The organism is Draconibacterium halophilum (assembly GCF_010448835.1).
Lineage (GTDB): Bacteria > Bacteroidota > Bacteroidia > Bacteroidales > Prolixibacteraceae > Draconibacterium > Draconibacterium halophilum.
Genome location: NZ_CP048409.1, coordinates 2,404,659 through 2,430,558 on the forward strand (window position 1 = coordinate 2,404,659; position 25,900 = coordinate 2,430,558).

At 40.9% G+C, this 25,900-nt stretch carries 15 protein-coding genes; 8 read left to right on the forward strand and 7 right to left on the reverse strand.

Annotation, left to right across the window (positions count from 1 at the left end; genetic code table 11):
- The first annotated feature begins 10 nt into the window (after positions 1-10).
- Positions 11-2,281, forward strand: coding sequence for a TonB-dependent receptor domain-containing protein (locus G0Q07_RS09740; protein WP_163345917.1), 2,271 nt, complete (start codon positions 11-13; stop codon positions 2,279-2,281).
- Between the two features lie 102 nt (positions 2,282-2,383).
- On the opposite strand, the gene G0Q07_RS09745 is transcribed toward G0Q07_RS09740, so the two are convergent.
- Positions 2,384-5,641 carry a S41 family peptidase gene (locus tag G0Q07_RS09745; RefSeq protein ID WP_163345918.1) on the reverse strand — a complete coding sequence of 1,086 codons (3,258 nt, stop codon included), beginning with the start codon at positions 5,639-5,641 and terminating at the stop codon, positions 2,384-2,386.
- A 577-nt stretch (positions 5,642-6,218) separates the two neighbouring features.
- On the opposite strand from G0Q07_RS09745, the gene G0Q07_RS09750 reads away from it, so the two are divergent.
- From G0Q07_RS09750 to G0Q07_RS09770, 5 genes are all read left to right on the forward strand, one after another.
- Positions 6,219-7,016 (forward strand): sulfite exporter TauE/SafE family protein, encoded by a 798-nt coding sequence (locus G0Q07_RS09750; protein WP_163345919.1) that lies wholly within the window; start codon positions 6,219-6,221, stop codon positions 7,014-7,016.
- 1 nt (position 7,017) lies between these two features.
- Positions 7,018-7,746 (forward strand): phosphatidate cytidylyltransferase, encoded by a 729-nt coding sequence (locus G0Q07_RS09755; protein WP_163345920.1) that lies wholly within the window; start codon positions 7,018-7,020, stop codon positions 7,744-7,746.
- Between the two features lie 132 nt (positions 7,747-7,878).
- A complete protein-coding gene (locus G0Q07_RS09760) occupies positions 7,879-8,553 on the forward strand; it encodes a diacylglycerol/polyprenol kinase family protein (RefSeq protein WP_163345921.1) in 675 nt (224 codons plus the stop codon).
- Between the two features lie 134 nt (positions 8,554-8,687).
- Positions 8,688-9,797 carry an SDR family oxidoreductase gene (locus tag G0Q07_RS09765; protein ID WP_163345922.1) on the forward strand — a complete coding sequence of 370 codons (1,110 nt, stop codon included), beginning with the start codon at positions 8,688-8,690 and terminating at the stop codon, positions 9,795-9,797.
- A gap of 72 nt (positions 9,798-9,869) precedes the next feature.
- Positions 9,870-10,466 (forward strand): CDP-alcohol phosphatidyltransferase family protein, encoded by a 597-nt coding sequence (locus G0Q07_RS09770; RefSeq protein WP_163345923.1) that lies wholly within the window; start codon positions 9,870-9,872, stop codon positions 10,464-10,466.
- A gap of 681 nt (positions 10,467-11,147) precedes the next feature.
- Here G0Q07_RS09770 and G0Q07_RS09775 read toward each other — a convergent pair.
- The 6 genes from G0Q07_RS09775 to acs all read right to left on the reverse strand — a co-directional run bounded on the left by G0Q07_RS09775 (position 11,148) and on the right by acs (position 23,079).
- Positions 11,148-12,275 carry a hypothetical protein gene (locus G0Q07_RS09775; protein WP_163345924.1) on the reverse strand — a complete coding sequence of 376 codons (1,128 nt, stop codon included), beginning with the start codon at positions 12,273-12,275 and terminating at the stop codon, positions 11,148-11,150.
- A gap of 140 nt (positions 12,276-12,415) precedes the next feature.
- Positions 12,416-15,658, reverse strand: a complete 3,243-nt coding sequence (locus G0Q07_RS09780; RefSeq protein WP_163345925.1) for a S41 family peptidase — start codon at positions 15,656-15,658, stop codon at positions 12,416-12,418.
- A gap of 61 nt (positions 15,659-15,719) precedes the next feature.
- A complete protein-coding gene (locus tag G0Q07_RS09785) occupies positions 15,720-16,487 on the reverse strand; it encodes an SIR2 family NAD-dependent protein deacylase (RefSeq protein WP_163345926.1) in 768 nt (255 codons plus the stop codon).
- 214 nt (positions 16,488-16,701) lie between these two features.
- Entirely contained in the window at positions 16,702-19,395 is a 2,694-nt protein-coding gene (locus G0Q07_RS09790) for a bifunctional acetate--CoA ligase family protein/GNAT family N-acetyltransferase (RefSeq protein WP_163345927.1), read from the reverse strand.
- Positions 19,396-19,694: 299 nt separating this feature from the next.
- Positions 19,695-20,990 carry an L-lactate MFS transporter gene (locus tag G0Q07_RS09795; protein WP_163345928.1) on the reverse strand — a complete coding sequence of 432 codons (1,296 nt, stop codon included), beginning with the start codon at positions 20,988-20,990 and terminating at the stop codon, positions 19,695-19,697.
- Between the two features lie 166 nt (positions 20,991-21,156).
- A complete protein-coding gene (gene acs / locus G0Q07_RS09800; RefSeq protein WP_163345929.1) occupies positions 21,157-23,079 on the reverse strand; it encodes an acetate--CoA ligase in 1,923 nt (640 codons plus the stop codon).
- 630 nt (positions 23,080-23,709) lie between these two features.
- Here acs and G0Q07_RS09805 point away from each other — a divergent pair.
- Complete coding sequence (locus tag G0Q07_RS09805) at positions 23,710-24,630, forward strand: phosphate acyltransferase (RefSeq protein WP_163345930.1); 921 nt, start codon at positions 23,710-23,712, stop codon at positions 24,628-24,630.
- Between the two features lie 8 nt (positions 24,631-24,638).
- Positions 24,639-25,718 (forward strand): butyrate kinase, encoded by a 1,080-nt coding sequence (gene buk, locus G0Q07_RS09810; protein ID WP_163345931.1) that lies wholly within the window; start codon positions 24,639-24,641, stop codon positions 25,716-25,718.
- The last annotated feature ends 182 nt before the right edge of the window (positions 25,719-25,900 follow it).

Here is a 25,900-nt window from a genome sequence, read left to right on the forward strand (position 1 = left end):
TCATTTTGGAATGAGAAAGATCTTATACAATTCCGGAATTAGATTGATGTACTCACTACTTTTTTTGTTGCTGGTGCATTCTTCTTATTCGCAGGAAAAAACAATTCAAATAATAGACAAGAAAACGGAAGGCGGAATTCCTGACGTACACTTTCGGTATAATAAAACGCGGGGGTTTTCTGATAGATATGGGAATATTGTTCTGCGACTGGAAGACGGGACCGAGTTGTTTTTGTCGCATTTGCAATACGGAAAGGTAGCATTCATTTCAAGCGAAGTAGAAAAATTGGCCGACAAAGGAGTTGTTGCATTGGAGAAATCGTCGACATATTTACCAGCAACAGTAGTATTGGTGCATCCAACTGCCGGTGACAAACGAAAAATGGAATTTACGGTGCAGAATAAACTTGCGCATGATGCCGGAAATTTGCTGGAGTCAGTTCCGTCAATATCTACAATAAGGAAAAGTGGCGCTTATGGTTTCGATCCGGTTCTCCGTGGTTTTAAATACGACCAGATTAACTTGGTTTTGGATGGAAGTCAAACGGCTTCAGCAGCCTGTCCAAACCGAATGGATCCGGCTGCAAGCCAGATTCCAATAAATATGATTGCCGAGGCAGAAGTGTTAAAAGGACCGCACAGTTTGCGTTATGGAAATGCTTTTGGCGGAACAATAAATTTTAAAAGTACATCGCCCGAATTCAAAGAAAAAGCAACACCTGTTGGCCGTTTTGGAACGAGTTACGAGAGTAATGGAAATATTTTCAGAACTGAAGGAGTAGCAGGAGTTTCCGGTTCAAAAGTTGACTTCCGAATGTTTGGTGCTTATTCCACAGGAGACGATTATACCGACGGTGAAGGAGTGGATATTGCAGCGCGTTTTAACCGATTGAATTGGGGCGGAAAGCTCGGTGTAAAACTTAGCCAAACGCAAAAACTGGGTGTGCTGGTTTCGAACAACGTTGCTAAAAATGTTGATTTTCCGGCCTTGCCAATGGATTTGCGCGAAGACAATACATGGCTGGTAAATGCCAGTCATTCGGCAGTTTTTTACGATAAAACGCTTACATCGTGGAATACGAGTGTTTACGGAACCATGGTGGATCATCGGATGGATAATTACGATAAAATACTCGATCCGCGAATGGTAGACGCAATAACAGATGCAGAAACCCGGAATTACGGTGGCCGAACCGAAATGCGTTTTGATTTGGATAAAAGCTATTTGTATGCCGGTGTCGATTATCGTTTTGAATCAGCTGATGGTTATCGCGAGCGAACAATGCTTATGGGACCAATGGCCGGGAAAATACTAACTGATAATGTGTGGCAGGATGCCGAAATAAAACGAACCGGTTTTTTCGGAGAGTGGCACATTGCACAGCCGGGGTTTCAGTTTGTTATTTCGGGGCGCCTCGATATCAATTCGGCAAAAGCCAATAATGCAGATCCGCGTTTCGAAAGTATTTATTCCAGCCTGGAATCGTCACATGTGCATCCTTCGCTTAGTGTTGGCGGAACAAGATTGTTCAACGAAAACATTTCGCTTGGGTTGTGGATGGGCATGGCCACTCGCAGTCCGGGTATTGCCGAGCGTTACATTAATCAATTTCCCATTGGGCTCGATCCTTACGAGATGTTGGGAAATCCCGATCTTGATCCGGAAATTAACAACCAGTTGGATTTGGTTTTTCGCTACCAAACAGAAAAAACCAACCTTAATATAAACGTGTTTACTTCGGTTTTGCGCGATTATATTTCATCCGAAATTCGTGAGGATTTGCAGCCGGCCATGAATACTTCTCCCGGTGTACGTCAGTTTGTGAATATAAAAAAAGCCTTGATGACCGGTTTTGAAGCCAGCTGGACGCAGCAATTCAGTTCTTTTATTAGTCATGATTTAGGCATTGTTTATACACACGGTCAAAATCAGGAACTGGACGAACCATTGCCCGAAATTCCTCCGCTGGAGTTTCATTATCGACTAATGGGAAGTTTAACAGGTGATAAAGTAAAACCGGAAATTGTGTTTAGGCATGCCATGAAACAGGATCGGATTGCTAAATCGTATGGAGAGAATGAAACACCTGCTTTTAGTGTTGTGGATGCAAAAGTATCATGGTTGATGAATGATGTATTTACCACAACCGGTGGTGTGCAAAATTTGTTTGACAACGCTTATTATGAGCACCTTTCAAGGTCGGTGCGAAGTGTCGGGGCACGACCAATTTATTCGCCTGGAAGAAGTTTTTATGTTACTCTAACCATTAGTTTTTTGTAAGTAGAAAATCGTTGAACTTAGATTATTAGATCTGAATCTTTAATGCATAAAAAAATCCGCTTCAAAATGATGCGGATTTTTTTTATGCTCAACTATTTCGGTCTATTTTTTTACTGCTGGAGTAGGAAAGGGGGGAGGTGTTATCTCTTTTATTCCTTGTCCTTGAACCAATTTTAGTACCTCCTGTACCGCACGTTCTAACTGAGGATCTTTTCCTTCCTCAAGTGATTTAGTGTCTTGTTGTACCTCAATATCCGGAGCCACGCCCTTGTTTTCAGCAATCCATTCGTTGTTTATCGGATCGAAGACTGCATTGTCAGGTGCAGTAAGTGCTCCACCATCAACCAGACTATAATGTACCGATGATTTTACCAGACCTCCCCAGGTAGTTGAGCCAATAAGTGGTCCGGCTTTTTGTTGGCGGAAAACCCATGGAAAGAAATCGCCGCCTGAACCGGCTTTTTCATTAATTAACAAAGCTTTCGGACCAAGGATTCCTGCAGGCAGTCTGAACGGTTTGCCGTTTGGCACTTCGTTGGTAAGTCCTGCGCGTAAATTCCGTGTCATCAGGTCAACCATATAATCATCCAATAAACCACCCCCGTTAAAACGTTCGTCGATCACAGCTCCCAGTTTATTTTGTTGTGCAAAATAGTAACGGTTAAACGAAATAAAACCAGGAGAACCGGTGTTTGGCACCCAGATATAGGCTAGTTTCCCATCGGATAATTCATCCACTTTTCTGCGGTTATCTTCTACCCAGGCGCGTTGCCGTAAGGCATTTTCGCTACGAATTGGTTTCACTGTTATTGTCCAGGCACTTTCAAAATCTGGTTTGTCATTAATATGCAATACCGTTTGTACACCCGAGGTGCCATCTAAAAATTTAAATGGATTGTCGGTGGCAGTCATTTCTTCGCCATTAACTCCAACGATAAAATTACCTTCAGTAACTTTTAATCCGGGTTCTTCCAGAGGACTTGACAATTGTGGATTCCAGCTTTCTGTACTGTAAATACGCTCAATTTTCCATGCTTCATTTTCGGGCACAAGATCTGCTCCCAACATACCAACTAAATTGCTTTCGGTATCGGGATAGTCGCCGCCCATAACAAAACTGTGACCAACTGAAAGTTCCCCGTTCATTTGGTCAAGAATATAGGTGAGATCGGCACGGTGCTTAACAAACGGAATAAGTGGTGCATAGCGTTCATGAACTACTTCCCAGTCTCTTCCGTGAAGATTGGGATCGTAAAAGTAATCACGTTCGTATCGCCATGCTTCCTCAAATATTTGAGTCCATTCTTTTGAACGATCGAGTTTGGTTTTTAAGCTGACTTTTAATGATTTTCCATCTTTGCCGGAAGCTCCGCTCGTCGACATTATTTTCCACGATGAACCAATTTTTGCCAACATTTTTTTACCATCGTTTGATATGGTCATGCTGCGCGCTGCACTTACAAATTCTTTTGCTTCCCGATCTTCAAGGATGAACTTCTGAATTGTGAAACCCGGTTGGTTGGGAACCGATTCTGCAATAAATATATTTCCTTCTGCACCAGTTACTATTTTTCGGTATTTTCGGTTTGGTATAGGTAAGGGAATCGTTCGCTCAGTAATATTTTCAAAGTCAATTTTCATCGACTCATCTTTCTCTTCAGCTTCGGCATCGTCTTTCTCGTCCTTTTCATCCTCCTCTTTTGCTGATTCTTTATCGTCATCTTCTTTTATTTCTTCTTCGTCGCTTTTTAGTTTAAATGGCGACTCGCTATTTTTTTGAAGATTTACAACATAAGCGCTGTAGTTGGCATTTGCAGTCATTGAACTGGTGTTGGCCCAGCCAGAACCCAAGGCCAGATCAGTACTGGCTAAAAAGTAAAAATGATTTTTGTCTTTGTCCCAAGCGGGTGAAAAGGCATCGGCAAAAGTGTTGGTTACTTTGTGGGTGGTTTTGTCTTCGAGCGACCAGATCGTAATTTGCCTGAAATTATTCGAGGCCGATTTTGTATAAGCCAGCCATTTAGAATCGGGCGACCAGGTAAGCCCCATATCTCCGCGTTCCATATTGTTTCCTCCAATAGCAATGGTTTCAATTGTTTCTTCGTCAAGGTTTACAACACGTATGCGTACATCGTCGTCGGTAAAAGCAATGTATTTTCCATCGGGCGACCAGGTTGGTTCCCAGCCAAGTTTCGATTCGCCAATTGAAATGCTTTTAGGTTCTTCCAAACCGTTTTGATTGGCTATTAGTAAAGCGTAACCTTTTCCTCCTTTGTCTGAAAACCAGGCCAGTTGATCGCCTTTTGGTGACCAAATAGGAGCGCGGTCGGCCACATTTGACGATTGGGTGATATTACGTGTATCTCCATGTTCTTCAGGAACAGTAAAAATTTCGCCACGAGCTTCGAAAATAGCGCGTTTCCCGGTTGGCGATAATGATGCTGATCGTGCTGAGGAGCTTACATCTTCCCATTTTGTTTCAGCCCAGGGGAAATCGCCAATAACATTAATCGATAGTTTTTTTATCGCTTTTGTGTTTATATTCATAAGGTGCAAATAGCCTTCGCGCTCAAAAACAAGCCGGTTGTCTTTTCCGTCCAGCCATTTTACATCAGAGCCTGCAAACTTGGTCAACTGCTCCAATTGTTTTGTTGCCGGTGTGTACGACCAAATATTCGCTACAAAATCGCGGTCGGAAATAAAGTAGATTTTATCGCCCAGCCAAAGCGGCTGAATATCGGTGGTTTTTTCGTTGGGAATAAATTCTTCCGAAAAATCTTCCAGGTTGAGAATAACAAGTGGTTTATTTTGTCCACCGCGATATCCTCTCCACTCTACATCCCAGCGCGAAACGCGATCGATAACAATTTTCTTTGCATCCGGCGAGAAAGATCCATCGTTTCCGAATTGTTTGGTAAGCAAACTTGCCGGGCCACCATTTTTTGAAATGGTCCATAAACGTGCGAAGCTGCTTGGTGCGGTTTCGCGTGCGGAGGCGTACAGAACTTTCTCACCATCGGGCGACCAGCCACGAACTGTCGCCCCGCTTGGGTGCCAGGTAATTCGAGTGGGAGTGCCACCTTCAACCGGAACAGTATAAACTGATGAAACACCGGAACGGTTGGAATTAAAAGCTATGATTTTTCCATCGGGAGAAAAACAAGGTTGGCTTTCAACTGCTCCTGTGCTGGTGAGTCGGGTGGTGAGATTCGTTGCCAAATCGCTTACCCAAATGTCGCCTCCATAGGCAAAAGCAACCTGTGAATCGCTAATTGTTGGTTGACGCAATAATCTGGTTTCCTGCGAAAAAGACAAAAAGCCAATGGCAAGAAACATAATCAGAAGTGCTAATTTTTTCATAGTAAATATTTATAATTTGAATGTTATGACGTGTAAATCTTATAAAAGATACATAATAATGATAAAGATTGTTCATTTTAGGGTATTGGTAATTCATATGTTAGATAAATTACAGTAAGCGTTAATTCCTAAAATAATTCGTGCTGTCCGAATAGTTGATGTCGCTTGTGGTGTTCTCAAGAAATTTGATAATTGTTTCGCCCGCCGTTAATGGGTGTACTTCTCTTTCTTCAGGGAAATAAGGCGAATGTACGGCAGGGATGTAATCATTAATTCCAACGCGCAAAATTTCATCATCGTGAAGGTAGTTTCCCTATTCATCGAAGATAACAACTTTCCGGTCGGTCTTATCAATCCGTATCCCGGAATAATATAATCGGGAATAGCTAGATGAAAGCACTAATACAAGAAAGTGTTTGTTAACAGATGTTAAAAATTTAGGGGCTGTTTTGATATTGTGTTTCGTATCACTTAACCATAAATTTATATCTTTTACCTTTGGATTTTAATTATGTTGTTCTTAAATACGGCAGTTGAGTTAATAATTTTTAATTTTAACTGACTGTGAAAAATAATTATGATTTTTAATTCTTCGTTCGAAAATATTTACCTGATTTTACCATTAATTGGCTTTTTAATCGGACTTTTTGGTACCATGCTTGGTGGAGGGGGAGGTTTTTTCTTTTTACCGGTACTTACATTAATTATCGGAGTTCCGGCGCATACGGCTGTTGCTACATCGCTGGCAGCAACCCTGCCAATTGGTTTGGTTGGTTCGTGGGGACACTACCGAAAGGGAAATATCGATACGCGAACGGGATGGTTGTTTTGTATAGCCGGAATTGTTGGAGCATTGCTGGGCGCCCGTTTAACAAACTTTATTTCGGGGCCGCAGTTGAAATTGTTTTTTGGTGTTTATTCCATACTTATTGCCGTTAATATGCTTGTTACCGAAACACGTAAGAAGAAGGAGAGCCTTGCTGCTGAAAATAATAATAAGTTAAAGCCAGGCAAGATTGCGAAAGGCTCGTTTTTTGGCTTAACGGCAGGAATGATTTCCGGAACCTTCGGAACCAGTGGAACGGCGCCAATTATTGCCGGACTGTTTTCGATGCGTTTGCCCGTTAAACTTGTTGTTGGTACATCGTTGCTGGTGGTTTTGGTGATTACGATATTTGCTGTAGGAGCCCACTTTTTAGTAGGGAGTATCGACCTTACACTTATTGCTTTTCTTACATCAGGTTCTGTAATTGGTGCCTTTTTGGGCCCTCGCTTGTTTTCTAAAGCTAAGATAGGAAAATCAGAAAAAAAAGTGCAATATGTATATGCAGTTGTTGTTGCAGCAATAGGTGTTTTAATGATAGTAAACAGATAGCATGATTTTAACGATATACATTTTTATTTTGTCGTATTTTTTGCTTGGTGCAATTGGCTTCTTTTTTATTAACCGGAAAAAGGAAAAAGCAGTGGCCCGAAAAAGCTGGACGAAGTTTATAGCTTATTTTTTTATTATCCACATTTTATTTTTTAGCATCACTGTAAAACCAATTTTCTTTCAGGTTTTGGTTGGAGTAATATTGTTAATTGGTGCTTTCGAACTTTTTGGGCTATATAAAATGGCAGGCTATAAACATTCAGGGTTTGTAATCGTTTCCATTCTTATCTATGTTGTATTAGGGGCAGGATTGTGGATGTTTGGGACTATGGATAATAAACTGGTGCTTTTTGCTTTTTTGATCTTATCGATTTTTGATGCGTTTAGCCAGATCTCGGGACAGTTGTGGGGAAAAACGAAAATTGCACCAGAAATCAGTCCAAACAAAACCATTGGAGGATCTGTTGGAGGGGCTTTGTTTGCATTGGCGAGCGGTTTTCTTCTTCACGGTTTATACAACAACAAATGGTATGTGGTTGCCGGGCTTACACTCGGAATAATCGTATTTGCATTTTTAGGAGACATTGCGGCATCGTTTTATAAAAGAAAATTTGATGTAAAAGATTACAGCAATTTAATTCCCGGGCACGGAGGAGTTCTTGATCGTTTTGATAGTTTAATTGCCGGAGGAGCCTGGGTGACATTTTTTTTTCTAATGATTGGTTATTAACTTGAGCATTTCAGGAGAGTATAATGACAGTTCGATCAATAAAAACAGAAATGAAACTAATCTGGCTATAGCTTTGCTTATTGTAAAGAGAGAGAATTGAACGGGGAGAAAACCAGAGGCTAAAATATTTTTATGGGAAATACTATAACGTTGTCAGTAGTATATTTTTTTGCGATAATTTTATTGCTGGCTTTTAACGAACTTAACTACAGAAGGCTAAAAATAAAAGGTGAATTTACACGTAAGTTTGCGCACTTTACCGCAACCATTGCAGTGGTTCCGTTTCCATATATCTTTTCAAGTCATTGGTATGTGTTTGTGTTGGCGCTCATTTTTTTTGCTGCATTGTTTATAACGCAGTTTAGTAAGCAATTGAATTCAATCCACGATATCGACCGGAAATCGATTGGAAGTTATCTTTTACCGGCATCCATTTACCTCACCTTTTTAATGTCGGATTTACTGGGTAGTAAATTTATTTTCATATTACCGATGTTGATTTTGGGGATTTGCGATCCGATGGCAGCCATTGTAGGAATAAGCTTTAAAACGAATAATCACAAAATAAAAGTATTTGGCATTGATACCGGAAAATCGGTTTTCGGGTCGGGAGCATTTTTAATGACCAGCTTTGTTATTAGTCTGTTAGCCTTATACTTTAATCGTGGTGTTTTCGATTTGAAAACATTTTATATTGGTATGGCAGTAGCTGTGGTAAGCACGCTGGCCGAGTTGTTTAGCTGGAGAGGATCAGACAATTTAACCATTCCTCTGGGGGCCGCTTTTACACTTTTACTTTTAAGGTAAATATGTAAAATATATACCGGGAGCTAGCATTTTTAATAAAAAAAGAGTAATTTGTATATAGAAAATCAAATAACAGAGAAAACTGAAATAGCTAAGTAGAGACTTGTTAAAGTCTTCGAATCAAATATTACGTCATGAAGAAAATTGTTATAAATGGAGCTAACGGATATGTAGCTTCTAATTTTATTAACGAATTATTGTTGGAGAAGCATCAGGTGGTTGCACTCGCACGCAGTAACCAAAAATATACTGCAGAGGAGCGTGTAAAAGCTGCCGTTACTGATATGAACAATGGAAAACAAGTTGATTTCACTAACCTTGAAGTTCACGATTATTCGCTATTTGAAGAAAATTTTGCCTTGCAGGATAGCGAATTGAAAACCATTTTTGGAGGAAACATCGATTACTTTCATTTTGCAGCAAGTTTAAAATTTGATATAAAATCAAAAGAAGAGATCTTTGGAACAAATTTACAGGGAGTAACTAATTCGATAAATACTTTTCAGAAATTTTCAGCAAAACAATCGCGTTTCTTTTTTGTGAGTACGGCTTATTCGTGTGGTCGGATAGAAGTATCCTTTAAAGAAAAGTTTTACGAAAATGCTGAAATCGATGCATTCAGGAATTACTACGAGCAATCAAAACGCTATGCTGAAAATGTAATAAAAGATTACATAGACAATAAAGGTTTAAATGCTTGTATTTTGCGTTTATCGCAAGTGGTTGGAAACAACAAAACTGGTGTTACAAAAACCGATTATGGTATTTTCGATTTCTCGAAGCGAGTACAAAAGCTGGCAAAAAAGTATCCAAATAGTGTAATCCGTCTGAAAGTTGACCCCAACTCAACTCAAAATCTTCTACCCATTGATACAGCGGTAACTTACCTGATGAGTGCAGTAAAAGCTGAGCAGGTTCCTGAAATTTTGAATCTGATAGCCAAAAGCTCGGTGAAAAATAAAGATCTCTTAGGCAGCATAAGCGAACTGTTACCTATTTCGCTGGTTCCCGATATGACATTGGAAAAAGAGCAGATGAATTCTTTGGAGCGGATAATGGCAATTGGAATGTCGTTTACCGGAGCTTATATTGATACAAATATTATATTCGATACAACTAATCTGGATTCAATAGTAGAACAGGATATAAGCGAAGTTTCTGCAGAATCGGTACATCGTATGCTTTCTTATTTTCTGAATGGTGATTCAACCGCGAAAGTTAACGGAATAAAAGCTGCTGTATAAAATCTTGCAATTACACAAACTAAATTTTAGGTTTACACCCAATTAGGTTGAAGCTTAAGTTTTACTATTATTATGAAGAAAATTTATGTACGTGGCGAGAATATTGTTAATCTGCCGAATGCCATTAGTTTATACCGTTTATTAGCATTTCCCGTAATATTTTATGCTGCCCTTATTGGCAACGAGTCGCTGTTCGTATGGTTGCTTTGCATTAGCCTGGTAAGCGATGTGGCCGACGGAAACCTGGCACGTTACCTGAAACAGCAAACCCATTTTGGGGCCGCACTCGATAACCTGGCCGATATTTGTACATACGCAATGGCCATTTTAGGTTTATTTGTATTTAAATGGAACGATATTGAACCGCATAGTTGGTTTTTATTCCTGTTTCTGGGATTGTTTGTAGTCAGTTATATCGTATCGTTTGCACGTTTCGGAAAAATTCCGGGGTTGCATTTGTACTCTGCAGTTTCGGCCGGATATGTGCAAAGTGTATTCTTTTTTGTACTGTTTGTTTTTGGATTTTATGCATGGTTCTTTTACCTGGCAGTAGGATGGGGAATTGTAGCGTACATCGAAAAAATATTAGTTCTCTTTAAACTCGATGATATAAAGATTGGGGTAAAGGGGCTCTATTGGTTAATAAAAGAAGATAAAGAAGCTAAATAATTATAACGCCACATTCTTTAGGATGTGGCTTTTTTTTGTGCATAAAAACAGCATTACACTTAATGCTTGTTTTTAGAAAAGAAACATCGCCTGATGAGTGAGCAAACAATTATAAATTTCCATAAATCGAAAGATGAGCTTTTTTTTTAATGTTTGAGTTGAGTTGTGTAAGTTGCTGACTGGATGTTCTTTGCACTAGTCGCTGAGACCTTCGCGCTAACTCCGGAGTCCTTCGCACCAATCACGGAGTTAAATTTGCAATCTCTATATTACAATTCTTTAACTGCGGAGTTAAATTCTTTAACCTTGGAGTTCTTCGCACCAACTGCCGAGTTAAATTTGTAATCTCCGTATTACAATTTTTTAACCGCGGAGATAAATTCTTTAACTTTCGAGTGCTTCGCACCAATCGCGGAATTAAATTTGCAATCTCCAGATTACAATTCATCGATCGCGGAGTTATTTTCTCCCCCTTCGGAGTTCTTCGACCTGTTTAACGTGTTGGTTTCCTTATCTTATGCGTTTTTCGAGCTAACTGCGGAGTTAATAATTGCGTTCTTCGCGATTAGTACATTTCCACCGTTTACTTCCCGGGTGCTTTGATTAAATTTTGCAGTTAAAATCAATGGTTTCATTTACCTTTCACCAGACTAATGGAGTGAATCTAACGATCTGCTTTTGTTACCGATATCGTCTGAAAAAGCTGTCTAGTTCGTCGGTAAGTCGTTTGTAAATAGGCCGCGTAAATTCGATAAACAAATCCTGATGTGCGGGAAGCGGAATGGCTTTTTGTTGTGTAAGCGCATATTGTTCATCACTCAACGCCTCCTGGTCTCCGGCAAAAATGGCATATTGGTTTACCCAGGTAAAAGAGCCGGGAATAAGGTTGTCGCGCAATAATTTATCATTCTGAAAATCAACAATCCGGTAATTCAGTCGGCCACCCGAAATAACTTCGTCGGTATAAGTTTTCAGTTTAGCGCGGTATGTTTTATTCACAAATGTTGAATCGGTAACCGGAATTTTTACTCGTTTGGCGAGGTTTTCTTCTTTTTCATTGCGTGTTAGGTTACCTACTGAGAAATCGTAAAATTCCATTCGTACAACAAAGTCAGGATTTAACTCAAAGTTCTCGGCCTGTTGTGGCGAAAAAAAGTTTACAAAGCCATCTGACGGGAATTTGTTATTTAAGTATTCAAACACCTGATTATAAAAAAACTCGGAACTTAGCTGGTAGGTTTTTGTACGAACGGTAACTGCTTCAACCACCACATTTACAGTTGCCAGCTCTTTGGCAATGGCCATTTTTTCATCTACATCTTTGTATCCGGGAATCCACTGGTCAGCTCTTTCAAAATGATCATAAGCAGTTCGGGCACTTTCGCGAAATTCTTGTTCCAAAAAATGCAAACCTGCCTGGTAACGGTCTTCGGCAGCTTTTTCATGCGCCATATTCAGTTCCGAACTGTATGATTTCGGATTCGGGAAGATATTACGGGCAGCCGGTGTACTTCTTATCAGGTCGTTCATTCGGTTCACCTGGTTCATAATCGAAATGGTACGTTCCCATTTAAATGCTTCGTTTGAAGTGAGGGTTTGGTCAATTTCTTCCTGCGACCACTCAACGGCCATAGGATAGCCCTCTTTTAATACATTTAAAGCTTTGTCGTTGCTTGGGTTTGATTTTAAACGCTCAACAGCTTTTGAAATCGCCTGATAATAATCGCCACGTTGCAGTGCTTTTTTGCCTGACGAACATGAAAATAATAGTAAGGGGAGCAGAAATAATAAAAGGTAAGGTTTTCTCATTTTTGTGTAAAAACAGTTTGTAGGGCAAATATAGAATTTTAACAAAAAGGAACGCTGATGACGCGAATTTAAATGATTCTTGCAGTTTATGCGAACTTCAATACTAGCTGCATCATCGGCATTCCTTTCTTAAATTTGATCTATTCTTCTCTCCATTTCGAACGATTTGGAGGAGCAGGTGCTTCCACTTTTTTAGCCGGATTTTTCTCCAGTTCCTCCAATAGGAATTCAACTGCTTTTTCAATCCCCGGATCTTCGCCTTTAGCCAGCTGTTCAGGTCGGTCAACTACTTTAATATCCGGTGAAACGCCAACACCTTCGATAATCCATTCGCCTTCGTCGTTAAAAATACCAAAGCGAGGAACGGCAATAGAACCGCCATCAACCAGTGCTGCATTTCCTGAAATACCAACTAAACCTCCCCAGGTTCTGGTTCCGATCAATGTTCCCAAATTTTTCTTTTTGAAATAGTAAGGGAAAGCATCGCCACCCGACGATGAATAGCCGTTGATGAGCATAACTTTTGGCCCGTCGTGTGCGATAGCCGGTGTTTTCATCGGTGTTAATCCATTTCGTTGCCAGTAGCTCAGTGTTTTTCTGTCGAGCAGGTCGGTCATTACATCGGGGATAAATCCACCTCCGTTGTATCGGTCGTCAATAATCAGCGCTTCTTTGTTGTGGTAGGCGTACATGCCTTTAAACAGTTCGCGGTTACCTTCAATAGCTGTGTTGGGCACGTGAATATAGCCAATTCGTCCGCCCGAGAGTTTGTCAACCATGGCGCGTCTTTCGATTACCCAGTTGTAGTAGCGCAGATTTTGCTCGCTCGTAACGGGCTTAATCATCGACGAGCGGGCTCCTTCGGCTTTTGGCTCCGTATTTACTTTTATTTCAATACGTTTGCCCGCTGTATTTTCCAGGGCTAAGTAAGGGTTATCGTCAGTTGTGATATTTTTGCCATTTATACTAATAATGTAATCTCCTTCGTTTACGTCAATTCCCTGTTCTGTAAGAGGCGAGCGAAGCGATTCATCCCAGTTTTGGCCTTCGTATATTTGCACTATTTTATAACGTCCGGCTTTGGTGTTGGCTGTAAGTTTTGCCCCCAGTAAGCCGCCTTCAACTCTTTTCACTTGCTCAAAATCGCCCCAATTGGCATAAGCATGACCAGCATTTGCCTCCGAAATAATTTCATGGAAAATATAGTCGAGATCGGCGCGGTGACCAACATAAGGCAGGAGTTGCTGATAGTTTTCTTTCACCGCTTCCCAATCAACACCGTGCATGTTGTTTACGTAAAAATAGTCGCGGAAAATTCGCCAGCCGTCTTTATAAATTTGTGCCCATTCCAATTTCGGATCGATCTTCATTTCCAGATCGTCGAGATTTAATTTGCCATCTCCTGATTTTATTCCGGGTTTTATTTTTGCAATCGCAAAATCGCTGCCCGGACGGTATAATATCGATTCTCCATCGGCAGAAACAATGACCTGTCGTGCGCCTTCCACAATAGTTTCTTCTTTGCGGTCTTTTAAATTGTAACGTTGTAATTTACCACTGTTGATGTACATTACACCATTTTCAACGGCTAGCAGGTTACGGTAATCGCCTGCATTTAGCGGAAGAGCGATAACACGCTGATTAATGTCCTCAACATCAATTACCACGGCCTCGTTCTCTTCTTCATCGCTGCTGTCTTCCGTTTTTTCTTCGTCAGATTTTATGGGTTCAACATCATTCTCGAATTTAAAAATGTTTTCGCCATCTTCTTTTAATATCATGGCATAAATGCGGGTTGCATTTTTGTAGAGATAGCTAAATTCAAAGCTTGAAAAATCAAGGTTAAAATCGCGATTCGACAGGAAAAACAGGTATTCTCCATCGGTTGAAAAAACAGGCGAATAATCGTTAAATCTATTGTCGGTTAATTGAGTTGTGTTCCCACTTTCAACGTTGTATACCCAAATCGAGGTTTGTCCGTTAGCTGATTCTTTTTCGTAGGTTACCCATTTTGAGTCAGGCGAGAAGTTATAAGAGCGAATTTCACTTTGTGCCGCGTGATCAATCGTAACTTCTTTTTTTGTTTCAACGTTCAGCAGTTTCAGGTTTAAGGTACGATCTGAATAAACCATGTATTTGCTGTTTGGCGACCACTCGCTGTCGTATTTCCATGCCGATGAGTTGTTGGTGATTTGTTCGGGTTTGGCACCTTCTTTATTTTCCAACAAGTAAATTTCGTATTCGCCGCTTTCATCCGAATAATACGATATGTATTTCCCGTTGGGCGACCACTGTGGGTAAATTTCACGAACACCTTGTGTTTTTGTTAAATTTTCGGTAATTCCTTTTTCTGCCGGAACAGAAAAAATATCGCCACGGGCATCGAACAAGGCTCTTTTTGCCGTTGGTGAAACGCTGTAACTGTGAATATTGTCGGCTACATTTTTAAAGTAAGGCAATAAGTTCGGATTGTCGAAATGCAGGTTAACGGTAAGCTTTGTTGTTTCTCCGGTTTTCAGGTTTGTTTTATAAATGTACCCGCCATTTTCGAAAACAATCTGCCCGTTTTCGCCGGATGGCCACATCACGTCAAAATCCGAGAAATTAGTGATTTGTTTTACCTCTTTCGATTCGGTGTTGTAGCTGTAAATATTGAATTTCAAATCGCGGTCGGAGGCGAAAAGTATTTCGTTTCCAAACCAAACCGGCCACTGATCGGATCCTTTAAAATCAGTTATTTGCTCCGAAATATCTTTTTCCAAATCATAAATCCAAAGATCGGTAGCACGACCTCCTTTGTATCTTTTCCACGAACGGAATTCACGGTCAACCGGAGTAAAACATAGCTTTTTAGCATCAGGAGAGAAAGTCGCAAAACCACCATTCACAATTTGTAATGGTTTTTCTAATCCTCCTTCAATATTTACCAAAAAATACTTACCGTTGCGTTGTCCCCAGATGGTGCGGTTACCACGTATTAGTATGTTTTTACTGTCGGGAGTCCAGTCGAGCACCACATTGTCGAAACCTCCTCTTGGCGGCATCATTCCTACCGAGTTGTAGTAGGTAAGCTGTTTTGGAGTTCCTCCTTCGGCAGGCATAACATACACCTGGCGCGTTCCCGAATATTCAGCAGAAAATGCTATTAACTTTCCATCAGGGGAAATTTTTGGGAATAATTCGAGCCCTTCATGGGAGGTTAATCTTGTGGCGTCGCCTCCGTTTGAGTTGACAGTCCAAATATCGCCGGCATAAACAAATGCCACGAGGTTGTTATTAATATCGGGATAGCGCAGTAACCTCGAGTCATCTTTTGCATCAACTCCGGTTGCGTAAACAAGTAATAAAATAAGTGATAATGTTTGTAGTACAATTTTCTTCATGATAACAAATTTGAAATAGAGTTTAATTGTAGAAATATTTTTTAAAATCAGCAATGATAATTTATAGGTATAACAACCTACCCAATTCGCCCATAGCTTCTGTAGCTTTCATTTGCAGGAAGATATCGGTTACTGTATCGGTGAAATGAGATGGTTTTATATTTATTTCGATGATTTTTGCGCCATTCTTTTTGGCCACCACCGGAATTTCAGCAGCCGGTAAAACCTCTGCATTGGTACCGATTATTAGCAGAACATCGGCTTTGGCCGCCTCTTCAAACGAACGTTTTTTTGCAAATGCAGGAATGGGTTCGTTAAAGAAAACCATGTCGGGTTTTAATATGCCTTTGCACACGAAACAAGTAGGTGGGAGGTAATTCAGGTCGGCAAAACTCATGTCGTATTCCGAGCTACATTCGGTGCAAATTAACTGCTTGTAAGTGCCGTGCAATTCGTAAACATACTTACTGCCGGCTTTTTGGTGAAGATGATCGATGTTTTGTGTAATAACGGTTTCTACAAAACTGCGCTCTTCCATTTTGGCCAGCATTATGTGCGCAATATTCGGTTCGGCATCACCCAAACTATCGTAAAATATTTCTTTTATTTTTATCCACGATTGCAGGGGTTTTTTCTGAAAGTATTCAATCTCAAGAAAAATGGGGTGGGTAGTGTTCCACAAACCATTTTCGCCCCTGAAAGGCGGAATCCCACTTTCAACAGAAATGCCTGCACCGGTAAACGCTACGGCATACTTTGCTCCACGGATAAGATAAGATGCTTGCCAGAGTTTATCAATCAGCGATTTTGTTAGTTTAGTAGAACTCATAAATTTAATCCGCATTATTCATTCAAATACCCAATTAGTTCAAAACGACGTAAGTCTCGTACCCATTTTTTGAGTCTCAAAAAATGGACTCAACTAAGTCGGGATTAACCCGGAAAAACATGACTATCGCTATAATCGAATGAATTATCCGGGTTAAAACTCCCGGAAACGTTGCTGTTTACCGGAAGATAACACTATTTATACTAAAAGGTTTTTATTCTTCCTCAAGGTTCTTGCTTACCGAAACGGTGGTGTCTTCGTTAAAACGGATTTTAAAATTCAATTTTCGAAAAACTGAAATCATTGGTTTATTGTCGCGGGTGGTTTCTGCTGCCAGTCTTTTTATTTCGCGCGCCTTTGCAATTTCCAGACAGTAACTGGTTAATGTAAAGCCAAGCTCCTTTTTTTGCCACTTATCGGTGATTAATACTGCGTATTCCATTATTTCCACATCGGGGTCGGCAATCAAACGTCCAACGCCGATTAGTTCTTTATTGCCATCTTCTTTTTCGTGTTCGGCAACTATGGCAATTTCACGGTCGTAATCGATAAAACAGAACTGCGAAGCTACCTCGTGCGAATCGAAATAAAAATCGTAACGGAAACGGTGGTAGATGGATTCTTTCGAACAACTTGCCAGCAATTCAAGCCACATTGGTTCATCTTCCGGACGAATCGGACGCAGCGTAATTGGCGTGCCATCGCGTAATTTTGACTCTTTTATCAGACTTTCCGGGTACGGGCGCATTATCAGGTGCGAGTATTCTTTTACCGGTGTTGTCAATAATTCTTCATCAACAACAATCCGTGCATCAAGTGCAATCACATCTTTCGGGGTAACAATAAGCGGGTTAATATCCATTTCTTCAATTTCGGGGTAATCAGCTGCCAGGTAAGACATGCGAATGAGTACCTCTATAAGTTTGTCGATGTTTTTAGGAGCATCGCTACGCCAGCCTTTAAGCAGCGGATAAATTTTTAACGATTTAAGCATTTGGCGTGCCAGGTGCTCATTCAAAGGTGGAAATTCCAAACGCTGATCTTTAAAAAGTTCGGCGGTTGTGCCGCCCATTCCAACCAGCATTACAGTTCCAAAAATAGGATCCTTTTTTGTCCCGACAATCAATTCGATACCATCCTTGGTGTCCACCATTTTCTGCACGGTAATACCTTCAAGTTTAGCATCAGGGCGTTTTTCTGCGGCCGTTTTCATCATGTTTCGGAATGTAGCCCTCACCATCTCTTCGTTTTCAATATTCAGTGCTACGCCGCCAACATCCGATTTGTGGATAATGTCTGGCGAATATATTTTCAGAACAACCGGATAACCTTTTTTTTCTGCAATTTTTACAGCCTCATCTTCGGTAGCTGCCGGGGTGGGGTGAGTAGTATCAATACCATAGTCGTTAACCAGCATTTTTGAATCGTCCTCGTTAAGAACTTTGGCTTTTGGGAACACCTGAGTTAGGTATTTTTGACGAAGCACGTTACGGTCATACTGGAACGAAACCGGGACCTCACGTGGCGTTTCGTATAACATTTCCTGATTTTCGGAATAATCAGAAAGTGTCATAAATGCGCGAATCGCCTGCTCCGGTGCCGGGTAATTCGATATGCCGTTTTTGTTCAGGTGCTGAATGCCTTCGTGCATTGTTGCACCTCCCAACCAGGAAGTCATAATCGATTTTGTCGTATTTTTCGACATATTGGCAATTGCCTGTGCAGTGGCAGTAGGATCGGTCATAGCCTGTGGAGTAAGCAGCACCAATACTGCATCTACTTCTTTATCTTCCAGAACAATTTCGGTAGCTCTTGCAAATCGTTGAGGTGTGGCATCTCCAAGTATGTCAACCGGGTTGCCGTGTGACCAAAATGAAGGCAGATAATCGTTTAGTTTTTGCATGGTTTCATCCGACAACTTGACAAGGCTGCCGCCCATCGAAAGAAGCGAGTCGGTTGCCATTACCCCGGGGCCACCGGCATTTGTGACAATAACCAGCCGATTTCCTTTTGGAATTCGCTTGCGGCCTACCAGGTCGGTAAAATCAAAGATGTTTCCGAAATCGAAAACTCTTGCCAGTCCAGCTCTGCGGAATACCGCATCGTAAACGGAATCTTCCGATGCCATTGCTCCGGTGTGCGATGCTGCTGCTGCTGCTGATTCGGGAAAGCGTCCTGATTTGTAAACGATAATCGGTTTTTCGCGCGAAAAAGCCCGTGCTGCCGACATAAACGTACGGGCATTAACAATGGATTCAACATAAAGAACAATGGATTTGGTGTTTGGATCCTGTCCGAAATAGTCGATCAGATCGCCAAAACTTACGTCCATTGAGTTACCAATTGAAACAAAATTGGAAAATCCAATATTTGATTCGTGAGCCCAGTCGAGTACGGAGGTACACAGCGCGCCCGATTGCGAGATAAAAGCAACGTGTCCTTTTTTAGGCATGGCTGATGCGAAACTAACATTCATGTTCAGTCCCGGAACTAAAATGCCCAGGCAGTTAGGACCGACGATCCGCATATCCGGGAATTTGGCTTTTTCAGCTTTCACCTGTTCTTCCAGTATTTTACCTTCTTTGCCTGATTCCTTAAAACCGGCAGACATAATAATAATCCCATGAATTCCGGCCTCGCCACAATCTTTTACCAATTGTGGTACGGCCTCTGCTGCTGTCATTATCACAGCCAGATCGGGCGTTTTTGGAAGGCTTTTTACATCGGGGTAACAAGGAATTCCGAAAACAGCTTCACGTCTTGGGTTTACCGGGTATACAACACCGTTAAAACCTCCTCCTACTACATTTCTTAAAGTGATACCGCCAACACTGTCGGGATTATTTGAAACTCCAACCAAAGCGATTCGTTTCGGTCGGAAAATACTGTCGAGTTTTTTTATAGCCATGTTTCTTAATTTTTTGGTTGATTTTGGGTATCAGCTTTCAATGATTTTTAAAGTTGGCTGAATTACGTTATAAATTTCATGAAAAAATACCAAGTTCTAAAATATTTGGGAATCTGGCCTTTATCTTGATTGCAGATGTAAGGGTAATTGAACTAGCTAGTTACAGGTTTTGTTTGTGAAATAAAGAAATAAATTATGCTGTAAAACAATAATAAATTGCCGTGTTCTGTAGCATACCTCGCCTAAAACCAGTGGTTGTAACCCAAAAAAGCGCCTTTGCAGACGCTTTTTCTATCTCTTTATTTTGGCGGTTTTGTGAGTAAGATAATAACACTACCAAGTAAGCAGGCAACTCCTGCGATAATAAAAGGAGCCATCCAAAATATCGGTCCTGATGATGCTGTTGCCGAATCTTTAAAATGGCCGGCAAGTTGTGGCCCTGCAATACCTGCAATACCATAGGCGGTAAACATCCAGCCATAGTTTTTACCAACGGTGTGATTTCCAAAAAAGTCGGCTGTAATAGCCGGAAACAATGCAAAGTTTCCACCGAAGTTAAAGCCGATAATACAGGCGCTGGCAATAAATCCTGCGGTAACGCCCATGCGAATAAAAATATGGTAAATCATCAGCATGATTACCCCTTGAAAAAGTGTCATAAAAAATATGGCTTTTTTCCGCCCCAGTTTATCGGAAATCATTCCCCAAACAATTCGTCCCAAACCGTTGAAAATAGCATACCATGCCATGGCCGTTCCGGTAACTACTCCGGCATTTTTAATTCCGTTATATTTTAAAGCATCAATTCCAAAAAGTTTTATACAGTAAATTACCATCAATCCGGCAAGGGCAGAAAATATAAACACTAGCCAAATGGCATAAAATTGTTTTGTGCGAAGCATATGGCCGGAGTCAAATTCAACTCCTCCTGATGATTTTGCTGTGTGATTAACTGGAGGTTTCCATCCCTCGGGTTTGTAACCCGCAGGTGGATTTACCATTACAAGAGAACCCAGCACTACCATTATTGCAAATACAACTCCGTAAATAACAAATACGCTTTGAACACCGGGCAGCCCTAATATGCTGCTTGTGTGTAATAAGCCGCCAAACCACGATCCTGCAAGCTTTACCCAAATGGTTGCTCCAAAGCCAAAACCAGCTACGGCTAAACCGGTTATAAGTCCTTTTTTATCAGGAAACCACTTTACCCCAACGGCTATCGGTACAACGTAGGCTAATCCAATTCCGGCGCCTCCCAGTGCGCCAATGAACAGTAATTGAGCAAGAAATGAGCTCCCAAATATTCCTCCTAAAATATATCCGGCACCTAAAACGAGGCCACCTGTTAGGGCAACAATTGTTGGCCCTGATTTGGCCTGCCATTTTCCGGCAAATACCATTACCACAGCAAATGTGGCCAAACCAAGCGAAAAAACCCATGCAGTTTGTGTGGCCGAAAAACCATAGTTGCCACTGGGTTCAGTTAATAATGCAGTAAATACAGACCAGGCATAAATAGCGCCAAGAGCCAATTGTATAAGAATTGCTCCAACAACTACAATCCATCGGTTAGTAATTTTTAGTCCATTCATTTTTTTATTGTTTACATCGTTTGATTTTTGGAGAACAAGCAAAAAATACTAAAATGCCTTTGCTTGAAAAAGAGCATTTTATTACTAGTCAGGTTTTACTAATAAATGAAAGGTTGATTAAAAAGAAAACAGACACCTTTTTGAGAAGATGTCTGTTTGTTTGCGTTTATCGTTTTACTTCAACTTTTGCTCCGTCGATAATATCATCAACTACACCCGGATCGAGTAATGTTGATGTGTCGCCAAGGTTGGTAGCATCGCCTTCTCCGATTTTTCGCAGAATGCGCCGCATAATTTTTCCCGACCTTGTTTTTGGAAGGCCGCTAACAATTTGGATTTTATCAGGCTTTGCAATTGGCCCGATAAATTTAGTAACTGTCGCTTTTATTTCTGCTTCAATATTCTCCAACTCTGTATCGGTCATATCTTCGCAAATAACATAGGCGTAAATGCCGGCTCCTTTAATTGCGTGTGGATAACCAACTACGGCCGATTCAACAACTTTTGGGTGTTGGTTAATGGCATCTTCTACCTCGGCAGTACCAATCCGGTGACCAGATACATTAATTACATCATCAATACGGCCAATTATGCGGTAGTAACCCTCTTCATCACGCTTGGCGCCATCGCCGGTGAGGTAATAGCCGGGGAAAGATGCAAAGTAAGTTTGGTAGCATCTTTGATGATCGCCCCAGGTAGTGCGTAACATGCCGGGCCACGGGTGTTTCATGCACAGAATTCCTTCAACACTGTTGCCTTTTAATTCGTTTCCTTCATGATCGAGCAATACCGGCTGAACTCCCGGAAGCGGAAGTGTTGCCAGCGACGGTTTGGTAGGCGTGATTCCTGCCAGTGGAGTGATCATTATACCACCGGTTTCGGTTTGCCACCAGGTATCTACAATCGGACAACGTCCTTTTCCTACAAGGTCGTGATACCAGCGCCAGGCTTCTTCGTTGATGGGTTCACCAACAGTTCCAAGCACTTTTAACGAGCTCAGGTTATGTTTTGTCACCCATTCGTCTCCCTGTGCCACTAATGCTCTAATTGCAGTTGGTGCCGTATAAAACTGATTTACTTTGTATTTATCAACTATTTCCCAAAAACGGCCGGCATCGGGCCAGGTGGGAACTCCTTCGAACATAATAGAAGTGGCTCCGGTTAGCAGCGGGCCATAAACAATATACGAGTGCCCGGTTACCCAGCCAATATCGGCGGTACACCAGTAAACATCGCCATCGCTGTATTGGAATACATTTTTAAAGGTGTATTCAGCGTAAACCATGTAGCCGGCAGTAGAATGCACAACTCCTTTTGGTTTTCCGGTTGAGCCTGAAGTGTAAAGGATAAAAAGTACATCCTCGGCATCCATGGCTTCTGCTTTATTTTCGCAATCAACATCAGCAATCAAATCGTGCCACCAAATGTCACGTCCTTCAAACCATTTTATGTCTTCCTCAGTACGTTTTAATACCACTGAAGTTTTTATTGACGGGGTCTTTTCTATTGCCTCGTCGACAATTCCTTTAAGAGGAATTGATTTAGTTCCCCGGAATCCTCCATCCGAAGTAATTACAACTTTAGCTTCCGCATCGTTAATACGATCGGCCAGTGCAGTAGCAGAGAATCCTGCAAATACAATGGAGTGTATGGCGCCAATTCGGGCACAGGCCAGCATGGCAATTGCCAGCTCCGGAACCATGGGCAAATACAGGGCAACACGGTCGCCTTTTTCAACTCCAATCTTTTTTAATCCATTGGCAAATTGTTTTACTTTCTCGAACAATTCGCCATAGGTGAGTTTTATTTCCGGTTCTTTGGGGTCGTTGGGTTCCCAAATCAGCGCAACCTGGTCTTTTCGCATAAACATGTTGCGTTCAAAAATATTCTCGGTGATATTTAGTTTGCCATTGACAAACCAATTCACATCCGGAGCACCGTCTCCATCAAATTTGTAATCGAGAACCTTATCCCATTTCTTTTGCCAGTAATGGCTTTCGGCTATTTTTCCCCAAAAATTATCAGGGTCAGCCACACTTTCCTTGTACTTTTGGAAGTACTCGGCTAGATTTGTGATTTTATTTTCCATCTCAGCTATCTATTGGTTAATTAAGAAAATGATTCGAGTAGAATAATGGCCCAGTAAAAAAAATACCGGAGCCTTAAAAAATGCCGTTTGCACGGTATATTCCTATTGAAAATAAGTTTTGTTTTTTCCCTGAAAGATTTGCTTCGTGCGATGTGTCGAAGAAAATTAAGGATGTGGAGTACGGTAGTTTTGAATTCAAGTTGAACATGTATAAACAACTTAACATTACAGGTTTTGAATTTAGTATAAAATCTGTTTTGATGGAAAGATTTTGATATATTGTAAAACACTATCTTATTAACTGAAAAACATAGGGTTACTTTTGATTAAAACAAGATTTTTCCTTACTTTTAAGAGAATCTGCTCCTTTTTGAAAGCGATTTGTTTTTGTGTCGTTCATTCTGAAACTTGACAAACTTTGTTGATGAAGATTAATCTCAATAAAAGTTGAAAATGGCAAAACCCAAGTTTTACAGGTTAAATTATTTCATATTCTTATCAAAAAGTAAATCGTTGGATACTAATTCAAAGTTTAAAATATTTTAGTGTGGTTTATAACATAAAAATAGCTGAGAAAAGTTATCGCCTGAGAACTTAGGGAGCCGTAACTTCGGGCAAAAATATCAGACAATGAGTATAACTAATTTTACTGAACTTCTTGAAGTAGTAAAAAAACAGCCTCCGAAAAGAGTTGTGGCGGTAAATGGTGTTGATTTGAGTACACTGGAAGCCATGCACGATGCGGTTGAATTGGGATTTGTAACTCCGATTATAACCGGCGACAGAATGGTTATTGAAGAATCATGCAAAAAGCTGGGAATCGATGTTTCGGATTATCAGATCTACCATGCCAAAACAATCAGCGAAGCTACCGAAAAAGCGGTAGAACTTATTCATGAAGACAAGGCTGATATTTTGATGAAAGGACTGGTATCGACCGATAGGTTTATGCGTACTTTATTGAAAAAAGAATACAACCTGGTTCCATCAAAAGGTACATTAAGCCATATTTCGGTGATGGATAATCCGAATTACCACAAACTACTTGTTTTTAGCGATGCTGCCGTTTTACCATATCCTGATCTGAAGCAAAAAATATTAATGACAAACTACCTCATTTGTGCAGCAAAATCGTTGGGTGTAAAGCAGCCAAAGGTTGCGGTTATTGCGCCCACCGAGCAAATCATAATTTCAATTCAATCTTGTATGGATGGCGCGACTATTGCCAAAATGTCGGAGCACGGCCAAATAGAAGGAGGCTTGGTTGACGGTCCAATGGCACTTGATGTGGCTATTAACGCCGAGTCGGCCGAAATAAAGGGGTTTACTTCGCCGGTTGCCGGTGATGCCGATTGTTTGCTTTTTCCAAATATTGATGCAGCAAATGTATTTTATAAAAGCAACTCAAAATTGGCAAAAGCCGAAATGTCAGGCATTATTGCAGGTGCGAAAGTTCCTGTTGTGGTATCATCACGCGGTGATAGTAGAAAAACAAAGTTAAATTCTGTGGCACTTGCATCCATTGTGAGTTACCAGGCAAGTATAACGTAAATCATTTTATGCATCAGGTTCTTGCAATAAATCCAGGTTCTACCTCTACAAAATTTGCTGTTTACAACGGAACTGAATGTGTTTTTACGCAAACCATTCGACATCCGCTGGAGCAACTTGTTCGTTATAAAAATATTGTCGATCAGTTTTCTTTTCGAAAAGGTGTGATCATTGACGCTTTGGTTGAAGAAGGAATTGAGGTGGATGCTATAAAATATATCATAGGTCGAGGCGGGCTGACTTATCCGCTGGAATCAGGTGTTTACAAAGTCAGTAACTTAATGCTCGATCATTTACGTGAAGGAGTGATGGGACATCATGCCAGTAATTTGGGAGGTATGCTTGCCGATTATATTGCTTTGCAAATTCCAAATGCCAAAGCTTTTATAGCTGATCCGGTAGTAACCGATGAAATGGATGATGTGGCTCGTTTTGCGGGTCATCCACGATTTCAGCGGCAGTCGATTTTTCATGCATTAAATCAAAAAGCAACGGCTCGTTTACATGCCAAAAAAATGGTAAAGAATTATAATCAAATGCGTTTAATTGTTGCTCATTTAGGTGGTGGTATCTCGGTTGGGGCACATAAAAACGGACGGGTTATTGATGTAAATAATGCGCTTGACGGGGAAGGAGCTTTTAGCCCGGAACGATCAGGTACTTTGCCGGTTGGTCAGGTTATCGATCTTTGTTTTAGTGGCACGTTTTCGCAGGAGCAAATCAGACGAATGGTAGTTGGCGAGGGGGGCTTTGTGGCTTACCTGGGCACCAACGATGCTATGGAAGTGGAGAATCGAATGAAGAATGGCGATGCAAAAGCAAAAGGCGTTGAGGAAGCTTTGTTCTACCAGGTGGCCAAAATGATTGGAGAAATGGCCGTTGTGCTGGAAGGAAAAGTAGATGGTATATTATTAACCGGTGGTTTGGCATACAACAAACAACTGGAGTTGTACATTCGAAATAAAACAGGATTTATTTCAAAAGTGTTTGTTTACCCGGGAGAAGATGAGCTGGAAGCGCTTGCGATTAATGCACTTCGTGTTGCCAATGGCGAAATTGAGGCTAAAGAATATAATCCTGTCCATTAATAGTCTGCCATTCAAAAAACAGTGAATAATTTCTGAAATTTATACCTCCATCTTGCCGTGGCTTATCGGGGCAATTTATTACATTGCAAATCAAAATTACATTTTAGTAAAAATTTAGCGTGAGTATTTATTCATCACACTTAAAGGTGAATTGAATTATACACATTTTATCCGGCATTTTG

Bases quoted from the DNA above. Each gene is read 5' to 3' on its own strand.
- G0Q07_RS09750 (WP_163345919.1), top strand. From the start codon at position 6,219: ATGATTTTTAATTCTTCGTTCGAAAATATTTACCTGATTTTACCATTA.
- G0Q07_RS09785 (WP_163345926.1), bottom strand. From the start codon at position 16,487: ATGAGTTCTACTAAACTAACAAAATCGCTGATTGATAAACTCTGGCAA.
- G0Q07_RS09760 (WP_163345921.1), top strand. From the start codon at position 7,879: ATGGGAAATACTATAACGTTGTCAGTAGTATATTTTTTTGCGATAATT.
- G0Q07_RS09775 (WP_163345924.1), bottom strand. From the start codon at position 12,275: ATGAGAAAACCTTACCTTTTATTATTTCTGCTCCCCTTACTATTATTT.
- G0Q07_RS09755 (WP_163345920.1), top strand. From the start codon at position 7,018: ATGATTTTAACGATATACATTTTTATTTTGTCGTATTTTTTGCTTGGT.
- buk (WP_163345931.1), top strand. From the start codon at position 24,639: ATGCATCAGGTTCTTGCAATAAATCCAGGTTCTACCTCTACAAAATTT.
- G0Q07_RS09770 (WP_163345923.1), top strand. From the start codon at position 9,870: ATGAAGAAAATTTATGTACGTGGCGAGAATATTGTTAATCTGCCGAAT.
- acs (WP_163345929.1), bottom strand. From the start codon at position 23,079: ATGGAAAATAAAATCACAAATCTAGCCGAGTACTTCCAAAAGTACAAG.
- G0Q07_RS09745 (WP_163345918.1), bottom strand. From the start codon at position 5,641: ATGAAAAAATTAGCACTTCTGATTATGTTTCTTGCCATTGGCTTTTTG.
- G0Q07_RS09805 (WP_163345930.1), top strand. From the start codon at position 23,710: ATGAGTATAACTAATTTTACTGAACTTCTTGAAGTAGTAAAAAAACAG.
- G0Q07_RS09765 (WP_163345922.1), top strand. From the start codon at position 8,688: ATGAAGAAAATTGTTATAAATGGAGCTAACGGATATGTAGCTTCTAAT.
- G0Q07_RS09795 (WP_163345928.1), bottom strand. From the start codon at position 20,990: ATGAATGGACTAAAAATTACTAACCGATGGATTGTAGTTGTTGGAGCA.
- G0Q07_RS09740 (WP_163345917.1), top strand. From the start codon at position 11: ATGAGAAAGATCTTATACAATTCCGGAATTAGATTGATGTACTCACTA.
- G0Q07_RS09780 (WP_163345925.1), bottom strand. From the start codon at position 15,658: ATGAAGAAAATTGTACTACAAACATTATCACTTATTTTATTACTTGTT.
- G0Q07_RS09790 (WP_163345927.1), bottom strand. From the start codon at position 19,395: ATGGCTATAAAAAAACTCGACAGTATTTTCCGACCGAAACGAATCGCT.